At 66.7% G+C, this 13492-nt stretch carries 11 protein-coding genes and 2 pseudogenes; 1 reads left to right on the top strand and 12 read right to left on the bottom strand.

Annotated features, from left to right (window positions below; translation table 11 throughout):
* Positions 1–17: 17 nt before the first annotated feature.
* From LDL32_RS12410 to LDL32_RS12395, 4 genes are all read right to left on the bottom strand, one after another.
* A complete protein-coding gene (locus LDL32_RS12410; protein ID WP_233067364.1) occupies positions 18–788 on the bottom strand; it encodes a methylenetetrahydrofolate reductase in 771 nt (256 codons plus the stop codon).
* Positions 785–1699, bottom strand: a complete 915-nt coding sequence (gene folD / locus LDL32_RS12405; RefSeq protein ID WP_370636699.1) for a bifunctional methylenetetrahydrofolate dehydrogenase/methenyltetrahydrofolate cyclohydrolase FolD — start codon at positions 1697–1699, stop codon at positions 785–787. The genes LDL32_RS12410 and folD overlap by 4 nt, the downstream gene beginning before the upstream one ends.
* Positions 1700–1883: 184 nt before the next feature.
* On the bottom strand, positions 1884–3455 hold the full coding sequence (locus LDL32_RS12400; protein ID WP_233067362.1) for a Do family serine endopeptidase: 1572 nt from the start codon (positions 3453–3455) through the stop codon (positions 1884–1886).
* Positions 3456–3577: 122 nt separating this feature from the next.
* A complete protein-coding gene (locus tag LDL32_RS12395) occupies positions 3578–4051 on the bottom strand; it encodes a nucleoside deaminase (protein WP_233067360.1) in 474 nt (157 codons plus the stop codon).
* A gap of 222 nt (positions 4052–4273) precedes the next feature.
* Between LDL32_RS12395 and LDL32_RS12390 the strand changes: the two genes are divergently transcribed.
* Entirely contained in the window at positions 4274–4411 is a 138-nt protein-coding gene (locus LDL32_RS12390) for a hypothetical protein (protein ID WP_233067358.1), read from the top strand.
* 14 nt (positions 4412–4425) lie between these two features.
* Here LDL32_RS12390 and LDL32_RS18060 read toward each other — a convergent pair.
* The 8 genes and pseudogenes from LDL32_RS18060 to LDL32_RS12355 form a co-directional block, all read right to left on the bottom strand.
* Positions 4426–4653 (bottom strand): annotated as a pseudogene (locus LDL32_RS18060) (DNA translocase FtsK); the annotation flags it as partial.
* A gap of 102 nt (positions 4654–4755) precedes the next feature.
* Positions 4756–5424, bottom strand: a pseudogene (locus LDL32_RS12385) (histidine phosphatase family protein); the annotation flags it as partial.
* A gap of 34 nt (positions 5425–5458) precedes the next feature.
* Positions 5459–7567 carry a hypothetical protein gene (locus tag LDL32_RS12380; protein WP_233067353.1) on the bottom strand — a complete coding sequence of 703 codons (2109 nt, stop codon included), beginning with the start codon at positions 7565–7567 and terminating at the stop codon, positions 5459–5461.
* Complete coding sequence (locus LDL32_RS12375; RefSeq protein ID WP_233067352.1) at positions 7549–8310, bottom strand: RluA family pseudouridine synthase; 762 nt, start codon at positions 8308–8310, stop codon at positions 7549–7551. The genes LDL32_RS12380 and LDL32_RS12375 overlap by 19 nt, the downstream gene beginning before the upstream one ends.
* On the bottom strand, positions 8307–11135 hold the full coding sequence (locus LDL32_RS12370; RefSeq protein ID WP_233067350.1) for a DNA translocase FtsK: 2829 nt from the start codon (positions 11133–11135) through the stop codon (positions 8307–8309). Before LDL32_RS12370 ends, LDL32_RS12375 begins: the two co-directional genes overlap by 4 nt.
* Positions 11136–11305: 170 nt before the next feature.
* Complete coding sequence (rsmD, locus tag LDL32_RS12365; protein WP_233067348.1) at positions 11306–11881, bottom strand: 16S rRNA (guanine(966)-N(2))-methyltransferase RsmD; 576 nt, start codon at positions 11879–11881, stop codon at positions 11306–11308.
* Complete coding sequence (locus LDL32_RS12360; protein ID WP_233067345.1) at positions 11881–12660, bottom strand: pseudouridine synthase; 780 nt, start codon at positions 12658–12660, stop codon at positions 11881–11883. The genes rsmD and LDL32_RS12360 overlap by 1 nt, the downstream gene beginning before the upstream one ends.
* Positions 12657–13397: a gamma-glutamyl-gamma-aminobutyrate hydrolase family protein gene (locus tag LDL32_RS12355; protein ID WP_233067342.1), complete on the bottom strand. Its 741-nt coding sequence runs from the start codon at positions 13395–13397 to the stop codon at positions 12657–12659. Before LDL32_RS12355 ends, LDL32_RS12360 begins: the two co-directional genes overlap by 4 nt.
* Between the last annotated feature and the right edge of the window lie 95 nt (positions 13398–13492).

Here is a 13492-nt window from a genome sequence, read left to right as displayed (position 1 = left end):
GGACCACAATACCCGGCTTATACCCGGCGCAGCAGGGGCAGATAGCGCTCCAGATTGATCCGCAGCGGCATGATGTAGGTATTGCCCCCCGCCCGCGCCACCGTATCCAGCATCTGGCGTGCGAATGCGACATTGGCCTCGAGCGTGGGTTCGAAATCATTGGGGAAGAGGATATGGTTCGTCGTCTCCCAGTACGAACGTGACTTTGGTCCGATAACGGGGGAGATACCCCAGAACACGTCTTCCCCCTCCAGCCAGTTCATGCACAGGTCGAGCATGCGCATGTCGAACACCGGCTGGGTAAAGAAGCCTGCGGCGCCTGCTTCCTTCTTGCGGGCAACGGCCTGCATTTCCTCATACGGCGCACGACGGTAGGGATCGAATGCGGCATAGACGCGCAGATGCGGCGCCTCGCGCCGGTAACGCGCGATCACGCTTTCACTGGTATTGGGATAGGTGCGGTGCCGCAGATCCGTTGGCGGATCGCCCCGCACCACCAGCACTTCGTGCAGATCCGGGTCATCCGCGCCCGGCAGGGGCATGTCGGGGCCGATATCAATTGCCCGGACATGCGGGATCACGCGCCGGAAGACGGGGCGAAGCAGGCGCGCCGCCTCCCAGCTGCGCAGGGGGAAGCGCAGCAGGTCGGGAATGTTGATGATCCGCGCATCGGGGAACAGCTGGCTGACATCCCTGGCATCGCGCAGCAGGGTCTGTGCATCACGCGGGATCAGTTCGACGGCTGTCAGGCCCGGGGCCTGCTTTCCCTGTGCTGTGGCCTGATTCAACGCGTCTTTCCTTCCACGATCATCCGGGCCGCATCCAGGGTATTGCGCAGCAGGCAGGCAATGGTCATCGGCCCGACGCCCCCCGGCACTGGCGTGATCAGGCCTGCATGGGGGGCGACCTCATCGAATTTCACGTCCCCCACCAGTCGCGTCTTGCCGTTGGGCAGCTGCACGCGGGAAATACCGACATCGATCACGGTCGCACCCGGCTTGATCCAGTCCTTCCGCACGAGTTCCCGCACACCCGTCGCCACCACGACGATATCAGCCAGACGGGCATGGGCCGCCGTATCGCGCGTGTCGATATGCGCCACGGTCACGGTGCAGCCTTCCTGCAGCAGCAGTTCGGCCATGGGGCGGCCGACAAGGTTGGACGCCCCGATCACCACCGCGTCCTTGCCACGCAGTTCACCTACATAATGGCGCAGCAGGAGCAGGCAGCCCAGCGGGGTGCAGGGCACGATGCCGGGCAGCCCCAGCGCCAGCCTGCCCGCATTGACCACGCCCAGCCCGTCCACATCCTTTTCCGGCGTGATGGCGTTGGTCACCGCAACCGGGTCAAGATCGCCCGGCAGCGGCAGCTGCACGAGGATGCCATGGATCTGGGGATCAACATTCAGCCGGGCGATCAGGTTGAGCAGTTCCTCCTGCGATGTGGTGGCAGGCAGCATGTGCATGAACGAACGCATCCCCGCGCGGTGGGTCTGGAGCGCCTTGTTGCGTACATAGACCTCGCTGGCAGGATCATTGCCCACCAGCACCACGGCCAGGCCCGGGGTAATGCGGTGGCGTTCATAAAAGGCATGGACCTCGGTCTTGATATCCTGCGTCAGGCGCAAGGCGAATCCCTTGCCATCAATCAGACGTGCGCCAGATGATCCATGTGCATCGGATACTGCGGAACCGGTCATCATCCCTCCCAGAACAAACATGACGATGCATGCAGATACGGCAAGACACCTGCCTGCCACAATCGCAACACCCCGCTTTTTTGCCCATAAGCGCAAAAAAAATGTCTCTTTCCGTCATTTTTTTTACAAAAATGGCCGCGACATCACTGTCGCGGCCACGGGCAGGCCCTCTTGATGGAATGGCTTACTGGTCGTCTTCGTCCTGCGCGCCGGTATCGGCATCATCCGAACCGGGGCTGACCGCCACGAACACGCTCTGCCCGTTGCGCACGACGCGGAGCAGCACGGAATGGTTGGCCTGCAGTGCCTGCCGGATGGCGGAAACGGTGGCGCGCGGATTTTCAACCGGCACGTCACCCACCGCCTGGATCACGTCACCTGCATGAATGCCGGCCTGCTCGGCGGAGGAGCCGGGCTGCACATCGCTCACTACCACGCCGCGCACGCTCTCCTCCAGACCCAGCTGCTGGCGCAGGTCGGGGGTCAGCGGTGCCAAGGTCACACCCAGTCTGGGGCCCTTGTCCGCATCATGGGACGTATCGCCCACCGTGCCATCGGCCGTCCCCCCCTTGCCAAGGGTGGAGATCAGCACGGTGGCCGTCTGCGGCTTGTTGTTGCGCAGGTAGGAGACGGTCGCCTTCGTGCCCGGCACGATGGTGGCGACCTTGACCGCCAGCGTATGCGGGGTATCGACCGGCTGGCCGTTCAGCTCGGTCACGACGTCACCCGCCTTCAGCCCCGCCTTTTCCGCCGGGCTGCCGGAACTGACGCTGGCCACCAGCGCGCCTGTTGCCGGGACGCCCGTGGCCGAGGGCTTCATGCCAAGCGCGCTGGCCATGGATGGCGTGATGGCCTGGGCGGTTACGCCAAGGTAGCCGCGCGTGACATGGCCGGTCTTTTCAAGCTGCTCGACAATGTTCTTGACCGTATCGGACGGAATGGCGAAGCCGATGCCGATCGACCCGCCGGAGGGGGACAGGATGGCGGTGTTCACACCCACCACCTTGCCATCCTGCGTAAACAGCGGACCGCCCGAGTTGCCACGGTTGATGGGGGCATCGACCTGGATGAAGGAATCATACGGACCATCACCGATATCGCGCCCGCGGGCGGATACGATGCCCGCCGTGACCGTGCCGCCCAGCCCGTAGGGGTTGCCCACGGCAACCACCCATTCACCCGGTTCGACCTTGTCCGAATCGCCCAGTTCGATGAAGCGCAGCTTGCCCGAGGGCGAGACCTTGAGCAGGGCGATGTCGGTCTTGGAATCGCGGCCCACGATCTTGGCGGGCAGTGCGGTGCCGTCATCAAGTGTCACGGTTACCTTGGTCGCGCCCTTGACCACATGGTTGTTGGTCACGACGTAGCCATCGGGCGAGATGACAAAACCGGACCCGCGCGCTTCCACCGTATGGTGTGCCTGCTGCGGCATCATCTGGAAGGGAAACGGGAACGGGAAGCCGCCGGGCATGCCACCGGAGCCGCCATCCTCGCCCATGTCGGGGTCCTTGATGCGCGCGGTGATGGAGACCACGGCGGGTTTGACCTGCTTTACCAGATGGACGAAATTCGGCAGTTGCTGGATCTGGGTATCAGGGTGGATGACCCCGCTCTCATCCGCCCGCGCCGGGGTGCCTGCCAGCAGGCAGCCACCCGCGACCGTGCCGACGACCAGTGAAGCCAGCAACCGGCTGCGAAACCGGCGGGGAGAATGGGTGTTCGACCGCAATACGTCTGACATGGCATCCCTGAGCATGATGGTCCTGCTGAAAACTCGAAACATTCGGGCGGGACTGGCCGCCGAGGCTTTACAGTCCCATCCCCTGCATTGTGCCGCAAGAGAGACGACGCGTGTTATACCGTTGCATGACAAATAGGTTAGGCGCGCAGGTGGCGGAAGAAATCCCGCATCAGGGCGCCTGCCTCACGCTCACGCACGCCGCCCACCGTTTCGGGCCGGTGCAGGCAGCGCGGCTGCGCGAACAGGCGCGGCCCGTGCTCCACCCCGCCGCCCTTGGGGTCATACGCCCCGAACACGATCCGCCCCACGCGGAAATGTATGGCCGCCGCGGCACACATCGGACAGGGCTCAAGGGTAACATACAGCGTGCAGTCCGCCAGCCGCGCGCCCCCACGCAGGCTGGTCGCATCCCGCATGACCTGCATTTCCGCATGGGCGGAGGGATCATGCCATTCCTCCACCCGATTGCCCGCGCGCGCCAGCAGCCGCCCGTCCGGCCCTGACAGGGCGGCACCCACCGGCACCTCGCCCCGTGCCGCCGCCGCGCGGGCTTCCTCCATCGCGATATCCATGAAATCACCGGGGCGGGCACGTGAACCTGTCATGTCCATACGATAACAGCGCACCATGGCCCGGCAAGGCCGGGTGGCGGACGGGGTGACGCACGCCACCGCTTTTTTTATGGATCAATGCCACTTTCTCCTGCCATCCTCGTTACGGACAGGCGGCATGGCGGGAGCACCCACCCGCATGCACGCTGGCAGACACATACGGGTCGGGCCTTTTACCCACCAAGCCGGTGGCAGCCGACCCTTCTGGGGGAGGACAGGGTCATGCATACGCTCACACTTGTTCTTGCCACCGCCGCCATCGTGGCGGGCATGGCCACATCGGACGACCTGCGCCCCAGACGGGCCCCGCAGGGGGATGGCTGTGCACTGACCTGCATGCTGTACACCTCCGCACGCTGAAGGACGCCGGGGGTCTAATCCGCCGTATTGCGCATGAGAACCGCGCGCCGCCCGACGTGATTGGCCTCGCTTACCAGGCCTTCCTTCTCCATGCGCGCGATAATCGTGGCAGCGTGGTTGTAGCTGATCGAAAGGTGCCGCTGGATGAAGGAGGTCGATGCCCGGCCCTCATGCGCCACGAGCGCAACCGCCCGGGCGTAAAGGCCGTCCGTGCAGGCTTCGTCCTCATCCTCCCCGGCGGGGTCGGTGGCGGACATGGCCAGAACCCTGTCCACTGCCGTCCGGTCAACGGAAAGGAAGCCGGCATCGCCGTGGAAAGACGCAGGGCCATGCCCCTGCACCGGAACCTGGGGCAGTTCGTTCACGGTCACGATCCGCCAGCCTTCGGGCAGGCGTTCTATCACGCTCAGAGCCAGGTTCTGGATGGAGAAATGCAGTGCCGTATCGGCATGGATCCGGAGCGCATGGGCCAGCGCCCCGCGAATGGCGCCCCCGTGGCTGACCACAACCATATCCTGCCCCGCATGGCGCGCGGCCAGCCGGTCCAGGCACGCCCCCACCCGCGCGCAGACCTGCACCATGCTTTCCCCCTGCGGCGGCAGTTCGGTGGCGCTGACGGACCAGAACGGATGGGCGGGCAGGCTCAGCCTGTCGGGCAGGGTATGGTGCTCGATGCCATGCCAGTCCCCCAGCGACTGTTCGATCAGATCCGGCTCGACCTGCCATTCATGCGGGCCATACCCTGCTTCCTGAATGGCGCGCGCCGTCTGCTGCGTGCGCGACAGGGGCGATGTGAACCACAGCGCCGGATGTGGCAGTCGGCGCGCCAGGGCTTCATACATCCAGCGCTGGGCCTGCAGGCTGTCGGGGCAGAGTGCGACATCCATCGTGCCATACAGTTGGGCACGGGCATTACGCTCCACCAGCGCATGCCGGATCAGCCAGAATCGGGTCACGCCTTTCTGCAACTGGGGGGTATCGAGAAAATTGCCGTGGTTGGTCTGGGTGCTCACGATTGGGATCCGTCGGATGGAAATGCAGGAAAACTCAGGCAGGCAGAACGGCCTGCGCCTGCCAGCCACGCGGCAGGTAGGTCTGCACCGGCGCGGCGCGTTCCAGTCGGGACCAGTGGCGCAGGATCAGGCTGATCTTGCCCAGTATCTGGCTCACGTTCCGGACTTCACGCTGCAGCCGTTCACCGGGGTCCATGCCCGCATGCGATGGCTCGCCCGAGACAAGCCGCGCCCCGGCTGAAATGCGCAGCGCCCCCGCGATTTCACCGGGCAGGCTGGGATGGGCCAGCGGCACCGGCTGGCCGACATGGCACAGCACGGCGGCCAGCCCCGCATCGGGGTCATCATCGGGCACAAGGCCGGACAGGTCGGTATTGAGCCATGCGTAAAGCATTCGCGCCTGGAGCAGGGCCAGCGGGCGGAAACCCCCGTCCGTGCTGTCGGGCGCACGGACAAAGAAACTGAGGATCGTGGGCAGGCTGTCCCATGCATCGTCCAGCGGTGGCCGGGCGGGGGCGACGGGGGGCAGCAGTTCCAGCGCCGGGTCCGCCGTGATGCGGTCCGCAACGGCGGACAGGAAGCCCCGCAGCCGGTCATGGATCAGCGCACGGGGGATGGCACTCAGCGCCGCCATTTCCGCCAGCGCCGCCTGCCAGCGCAGGATCAGGCCGATATTATGCCCCTCCGGCAGCATGTCACAAGCCCGCCCGGCAGGCCAGGCATGGCGGTAGCTGTAGTCACCCAGCCCGGCGGGAAGCGACCGGGCGCCATCCAGCCTGCGCCGGACACCGGCGGGCAGCAGCAGTGCGCCGCAGAAAGGCGGGCCGGTAAAGAATTTCGACCCGGTCACCATGACCATCCACCCCATGTCCAGGTAGGCGCGCACGCGAACCGGGTCCAGCCGGGCCTGGCAGGCATCCACCACCACGTCAGGGCGGGGGCTGTCCTCTCCCTCCGTTGCACAGGCATGTTCCAGCGCCGCCAGGCTGGGGGCCAGCAGGCCGGTCTTGGACAGGTCGAGACGATGCAGCAGCACATGCTGGCCCGCATGGCGCATCCCCCATGTCAGGCGGCAGGCCTCGGCGTCCACATCCGCGGGCGGGCGCACATGGCCGGCCACATCGCGCATGGGCACGTTGATGACCAGCGTATCATCCGCGAATCCCTCTATCCGCTCCCCTTTGGTCACGCGGTGGCCCAGGGCGGTATCATTGGCGAAGTGACAGCCCCTTGCGGCAAACGGCACGCCGCTGCCGGTTTCCTCCGGTGCGAGCAGGATGTTGCTGACCGGCCGGCCACCGGGGGCAAGGCTGGCCAGCGCCAGGGCATAGAGTTCGCAATCCGTGCCCGACGGGGCCAGCACCACCCCCTCCGCCTGCGTCAGGCCGAAATGCGCCGCGATCCGGTTCTGGATATCGCCATCAAGCTGGCACGCAGTGGCATCCCCCCTGCCCTGCAACGCACCGGCCAGCAATGACAGGCGTGCCTTTTCCGCCCCGGCGAAACCGCGTTCGGACAGTGACGACGCCGTGGAGGACGCAAAGGTGATGGCCCACGGCCGTGGCCGGTGCGAACAGCCATAATGGTTGAGGCCGGTGGCCGGGTCCACCGCCAGCCGGGCATCGCCCCCCGTGGCCATCAGGTTTTCGGTCGGTCCCAGCATGGGCCACAGGGCCAGCAGGCGGGCATGGAGCGTGACAAAGGCATCGGCGCCCGTGTCATGGCCGGACACGGGCTGCAATGGCGCAAGCCCGGGCCAGATCGCACGCAGCGCCGCGGGGCCGGGCACATCGGCCCGCGCCATGTCCGGCACCCATGCGGCCGGGGCGTCGGTCTCCGCCCGGCCGGTATCGAGGTACCAGAACAGCGCCGCCGTGCGGGCAGCACAGAAACCGGCACAAAGGCTGGCATCGGGCGCCAGTTCCAGCAGTGCTGCCAGTTCCAGCGCATGGCGCAAGAAGAAGGCCGTCTCCTCCTGCTGTCCCTGCGCGGGCAGGCCCAGCACGACGGCACCTGTGGGGAGGATGCGGAAAGGAAGGTCAAGCCCAGGGTCCAGCATGATCTGCCGCTCGCCCGCGATCACGCGCAGGTCGGGTCGTTCCAGAACGCGCAGCAGTTCCTGCGTCAATGTGTGGGCAAACACCGTGTTGCTTCCTTTTCCACGTTGCCAGGCGGGAGGGTCCAGCCAGCCTGCGCCATGAGACGGGCCATATGCGCAGGCGGCATGGCCATGGCATTCACGGGAACGTCCAGCGGCAGGTGGATGCTCCGGCTCATGAGATGTAGCGCCCCCGCGTCCCGCGCGCCATAGCGCCCGTCCCCCACTATGGGGCAGCCCAGCGCCGCGCAATGCACGCGGGCCTGATGCGTGCGCCCGGTTTCCAGCACCAGTTCCAGCCAGCTGACCGGCGCGCCCGCCCCGTCCCGCCCCGTCGCCATGGTCCGCCAGCGCGTGCGGGCGGGCTGGCCACGACCTTCGGCCACGACCTGCATGTGCCACTGGCGGCCCTGCTCCACGCGCGCAAGCGGGGCGTCCACCACGCCGGACGGACCGGCCGGTACACCGTGCACGATGGCCCAGTACGTCTTGCGTACCCGCCCTGCCGCAAAGCATTCCTGTGCCGCGACAAGGGCATGCTTGCGCAGCGCCACCACAAGGCAGCCCGCCGTGTCCTGATCCAGCCGGTGGACCAGCCATGGCCCGGTGCGGTGGCGCGAAAGCAGGGGAAACCAGTCCTCGACACTGGGGCCACCCGCACGCGACGGATGCACCGGCAGGCCGGGCGGCTTGTCCAGCACGACAAACCTGCTGTCACGGTACAGGACCGCACATGGCAGGGGGGTGGAAGAGGGTAATGACCCACGCGGCGGGGCGGGACGGGTCATTCGTCTTCCGTGGTGCGGCGCATGAGCACTTCACGCCGCCCGACATGATTGGCCTCGCTGACGAGACCTTCCTTTTCCATCTGTTCGATGATCTTGGCGGCACGGTTGTACCCGATCGAGAGATGACGCTGGATGAAGGAAGTCGACGCCTTGCCTTCCCGCGCCACGACCTCCACCGCCTGGGCGAACAGGCCATCTTCCTCCGCCCCCCCGGCAGGGGCGGAGAAGGGCTTGCCGGAACTGTCCTCCTCCTGCGGGGAGATGACATCATCATCATAGATCGGCTCCCCCTGCGTGCGCAGGAAGGCGACGACAGCCTCGACCTCGCTGTCATCGACGAAGGGCCCGTGCACGCGCGTGATCCGGCCACCGGCCTGCATGAACAGCATGTCACCCCGCCCCAGCAACTGTTCGGCCCCCTGCTCGCCCAGGATGGTGCGGCTGTCGAACTTGCTGATGACCTGAAAGGAGATACGGGTGGGAAAGTTCGCCTTGATGGTGCCGGTAATCACATCCACCGATGGCCGCTGGGTGGCCAGGATCAGGTGAATGCCCGCAGCACGCGCCTTCTGCGCCAGGCGCTGCAGCAGGGCTTCGATCTCCTTGCCCGCCACGATCATGAGATCGGCCATCTCGTCCACCACGATGACGAGATATGGCAGGGAATCGAGGGCAAGCTGCTGTTCCTCGAACGTGGGCTTGCCGGTTTCGGGGTCGTAGCCGGTCTGCACGCGGCGGGTCACGATCTCGCCACGTGCGCGCGCTTCGGCCACACGATCATTGTAACTGGCGATGTTGCGCACCTGCAGGTGCGCCATGGCGCGGTACCGGCGATCCATCTCGCGCACCGCCCATTTCAGGGCGGCGACCGCCTTGGCCGGTTCGGTTACGACCGGGGTCATGAGATGGGGAATGCCCTCGTAGATCGAAAGCTCGAGAATCTTGGGGTCAATCAGGATCAGGCGGCACTGCTCGGGCGAGAGGCGGTAGAGCAGCGACAGGATCATGGAGTTCACGCCCACCGACTTGCCCGACCCGGTGGTGCCCGCGATCAGCAGGTGCGGCATGGCGCCAAGGTCGCTGTAGACCGATTCGCCTGCGATATCCTTGCCCAGCGCCAGATTGAGCCGGTTGCGCGAATGCGCCCATTGCGGGTCGCCCAGCAGTTCGGAGAAATAGACCGTCTCCCGCCGCGCATTGGGTACCTCGATCCCGATCACGTTGCGCCCCGGCACGGTGGCGATGCGCACGCTGAGCACCGAGAGCGAGCGCGCCACGTCATCAGCCAGGCCGATCACACGGGCGGCGCGGATGCCGGGTGCGGGCTGCAGTTCATACAGGGTGACAACCGGGCCGGCATGATAGGCCACGATCTCCCCCTGCACGCCATATTCGGACAGCACGGTGACAAGATGGGTGGCGTTGGCCTGGAGCAGTTCCTCGGTCGGTTTGGTCGCGGCATCGGACGGCGGCGGCTTGAGCAGCGACAGCGGCGGGAACTGCCATTCCGGCTGGGGCGGCGGGGTGTAGCTTTCCTCCACGACGGGGGGCATTGACGGGGGACTGTACTCATCCGGCTCGGGCCGGGGGGCTTCCCCAGCCCGGCTGCCGCCCGAGAAGATGCGCGACAGAAAGCCTGAGCGCGCGGGCTCGGCAGGCACAGCCGGCAGGTCATCCTCATCGTCCGGGGTCATGATGAAGGGTTTCGTCTCGGCCGCGACCGGCTCTTCATGCCACGGCGCGCGGTCCGAAGCGGGCTTGGGCGCGGGCCCGCCCATGAGCAGCGGCGGCGCCACGTCTTCATCCATGCCCGGCGGGTGCATCCAGCTTGTCTGGAGCGAAACCTGCGCGGGCCTGCCGGACTCCGCCTTGTGGCCCACCAGGGCCGGGGGCTGCGTCTCATCCATGCGGGCAACGGTCATGGCCTTGCCCTCCGGCGCGGCCACGGCCTTTGTGGTCGGGCTGGCCGCCACCGGCGTCATGGCCGTACCGGGCGTGGCGGCAGCCGTCGCCCGTTCGCTCAGGACGGTGCGGAGGAACGATGTGTCATCCACCGTCGCGGTGGCGGCTCCATCCGTGGCGGCCACCGCGGACCCCGGCCTGCGGATGGGATAGGTGGCCCTGTCTGACTCGTCCCCTGGCGGGGGGGTGCGGTCCTTCATGCGCCGTAGCCATGCCACCAGCACCATGGGCTGGCGCAGGACGAAGCGTATGCCCCGGCCAATGGCCTTCCATTCCGCCAGGGACAGCGCCATGGCCAGCAGCAGCAGCAGCCCGCCAAGCACCAGCCCCAGCGACCAGACCAGCAGCGGCCCCCAGCGCCCCAGGAACACGGTCGCCGCCTGAATGGACATATGGGCTACAGACAGGCCGACCGCGCCCCCCACCCCGGCATCCGTTGGCCACAGGGGTGCATGCAGGCCGGGCAGCAGCAGCGGCAGCGCCGCGATATCCGCCGCAATGACCGGCAGGCCGCATATCAGGGCTATGCCCCGCAGCAGGGCCGATGCCAGCCCGTGGTGACGGACCAGCCGCCAGCCCCATGCCAGCAGGCAGAAAATGGCCAGCATGCCCACGACTCCAAAATCCTGGAGCATGAGGTCGGCCATGTACGCACCCGGCCTGCCCAGCAGGTTGTCCGGCGGCTGGCTGCTGGCGGTATTGGCCGATGGGTCGCGCGGGTCATAGCTCCATAATGCTATGGCAAGACACAGCGCCACGATCCACAGCCCCAGCCCCCCGGCTTCCGCCAGCCGTTCACGCAGGCGCGAACGCACCGGGCCAGAAGAGAGCGAGTCAGGGACAAAACGGCTGAAGATCGCCAAAAATCCATATCCTGATCTTAAGGTCCACCCATATGCGCGCATACACGGACCGGAGGCACGACGGAGCGCAGCGACGCATGTCCCGCCTGCCCATTTCCATCAAACGCCCGACTATAACCCCGTCCCGCGTCCGGAAAGAAGGCCATGTGCATAAAAACCGGGACAATCCGTCACGCGCCACCCTCCTGCCCGTGCCGCCAGGCATACAGGTGGGCGGCCCCGTGACTGCGTGCAAGCAGCAGCCTGTCCTTCTCTACCGGGGGGGGCTCGCTGGCCGCCATTTCCACCACCAGCAGAGTTGATGGTCCCAGCCAGCCCCCACGCTCCAACACCTCCAGCGCCCGGGCAGACAGGTCCTGGTTATAGGGGGGATCCATGAAAACCAGATCAACCGGCCCCATGGCACCGGCGGGTGGCAGGCGCAGCATGTCGAGGGCGCGCACCGTGCTGCGGTCCTGCAGGCCACAGGAGGCGATATTCTCACGCAGGGCACGCAGGGCCGCGCGGTCACGCTCGACAAAGCAGGCGGAGGCCGCCCCACGTGACAGGGCTTCCAGCCCCAGCGCGCCGGTACCGGCAAATCCGTCCAGCACGCGCGCACCGCGCATGCGGTCCGCCCCGGCCCAGGGTGCGTGAACCAATGTATCGAACAGGGCCTGCCGCACACGGTCAGCAGTAGGCCGCGTGGTCTGTCCCGCAGGCGCACGCAGGGTGCGGCCCCGGCAATCTCCCGCAATGATCCGCATTACGGCCCGCGCCGGGTCTTGCCACCGGAAAGGCCGCCGGGCACCTGCTCCCGGATGACCTTGCCGGTCACTTCCTCCAGTTCGCCGCGCGTGAGCGTGCCAAGCTGGAACGGCCCGTAGGACGTGCGGATCAGGCGGCTGACATGCAGGTTGAGCCCCTGCATGACCTTGCGGATTTCCCGGTTCTTGCCTTCACGCAACGACACGGTCAGCCAGGCGTTATCACCCTTGGCCGAATCCAGATGCGCCTCGATCGGGCCATAGCGCACGCCATCGAACTCGCTGCCTCTGGCAAGGGAAGCCAGAATGCGTTCATCCACCACGCCGAACACGCGCACGCGGTAGCGGCGGATCCAGCCATTGCTGGGCAGTTCCAGCCTGCGGGCCAGTTCTCCGTCATTGGTCAGCAGCAGCAGCCCCTCGCTGTTCAGGTCCAGCCGCCCCACGCTTATGACACGCGGCAGGCCGGGCGGCAGCGACTCGAATACTGTGGGGCGGCCCTCGGGGTCGCGATGGGTCGTGACCAGCCCGTCAGGCTTGTGGTAGCGCCACAGCCGCGTGCGGTCGGGCGCGCTGGCCACGGTGCCGTCCACCTGCACGATATCCGCCGCGTCCACGAACGTGGCCGGATGGGTCACGACCGCACCGTTGAGCCGCACCCGGCCCTCGGCAATCATGCGCTCCGCATCCCGCCTGCTGGCAACACCGGAACGGGCCAGCCATTTGGCGATACGGTCGCCCCGTTGAGGGGACGTGGGAGAAGAATGGTCCTGTGTCATGTTCCTGCCTGCCCTGCGGCGTCGATCAACCCTTCGAACAGGAGACGGTCCCCTGCCGAGATGCCAAATTCCGGATGCCACTGCACCCCGATGCAAAAGGGATGGCCGGGCAGTTCAATCGCCTCGATCACCCCGTCGGGCGCATGCGCGCATGCCACGCAGCGCCCGGGATCCCGCACTGCCTGATGGTGCGATGAATTGACCGGCAGGCGCGTGGCCCCGACCAGCCGCGCCAGCGCCGTGCCCGGCACGACATGCACGTCATGCCCGGCCTCATCACGCGGATTGGGCTGCTCATGCGCCAGTGCACCGGGACACGCGTCGGGAATATGCTGCACAAGTGTGCCGCCCAGCAGCACGGCCAGCAGCTGCATGCCGCCGCATATGCCAAGGACGGGAATGCCCTTTTCCATGGCGGCCTCGAACAGTGCGGCTTCCGCCACTGTCCGGCGCGGCTTGGTCTGGACGGTGGCATGGGCCTGCGTCGCGCCATACAGGGCAGGCGGCACGTCAAAGGCCCCGCCCGTGATGACCACCGCATCAAGCCGCGAGACCATCTGTGCCGCAATGCCCGGATCGTGGCCAAGGGCCACCGGCAGGCCACCGCAGGCGACAGTCATGTCCATGTAGTTCTGCCGGATCGCATACCATGGAAAGCGCGAATACCCGCCCGTGCCCACAGGCGCAGGCGGTTCACTGTCCAGCGTGATACCGATCAGGGGAAGACGGGCGCTCATGGTGCCTGCCGCAGGGGAGACGCCCCCAGGGGGAATGGGTTGGTCATGATGATCCCTTCCCTGTGCTGCGTGGCGGCAACCATGGCGCAGGATGA

Source organism: Komagataeibacter sp. FNDCF1 (genome assembly GCF_021295335.1).
In the GTDB taxonomy this organism is placed as follows: domain Bacteria; phylum Pseudomonadota; class Alphaproteobacteria; order Acetobacterales; family Acetobacteraceae; genus Komagataeibacter.
The sequence above is the reverse complement of the archived record's forward strand: the minus strand, read 5'-3'. Positions and strand labels throughout refer to the sequence as shown.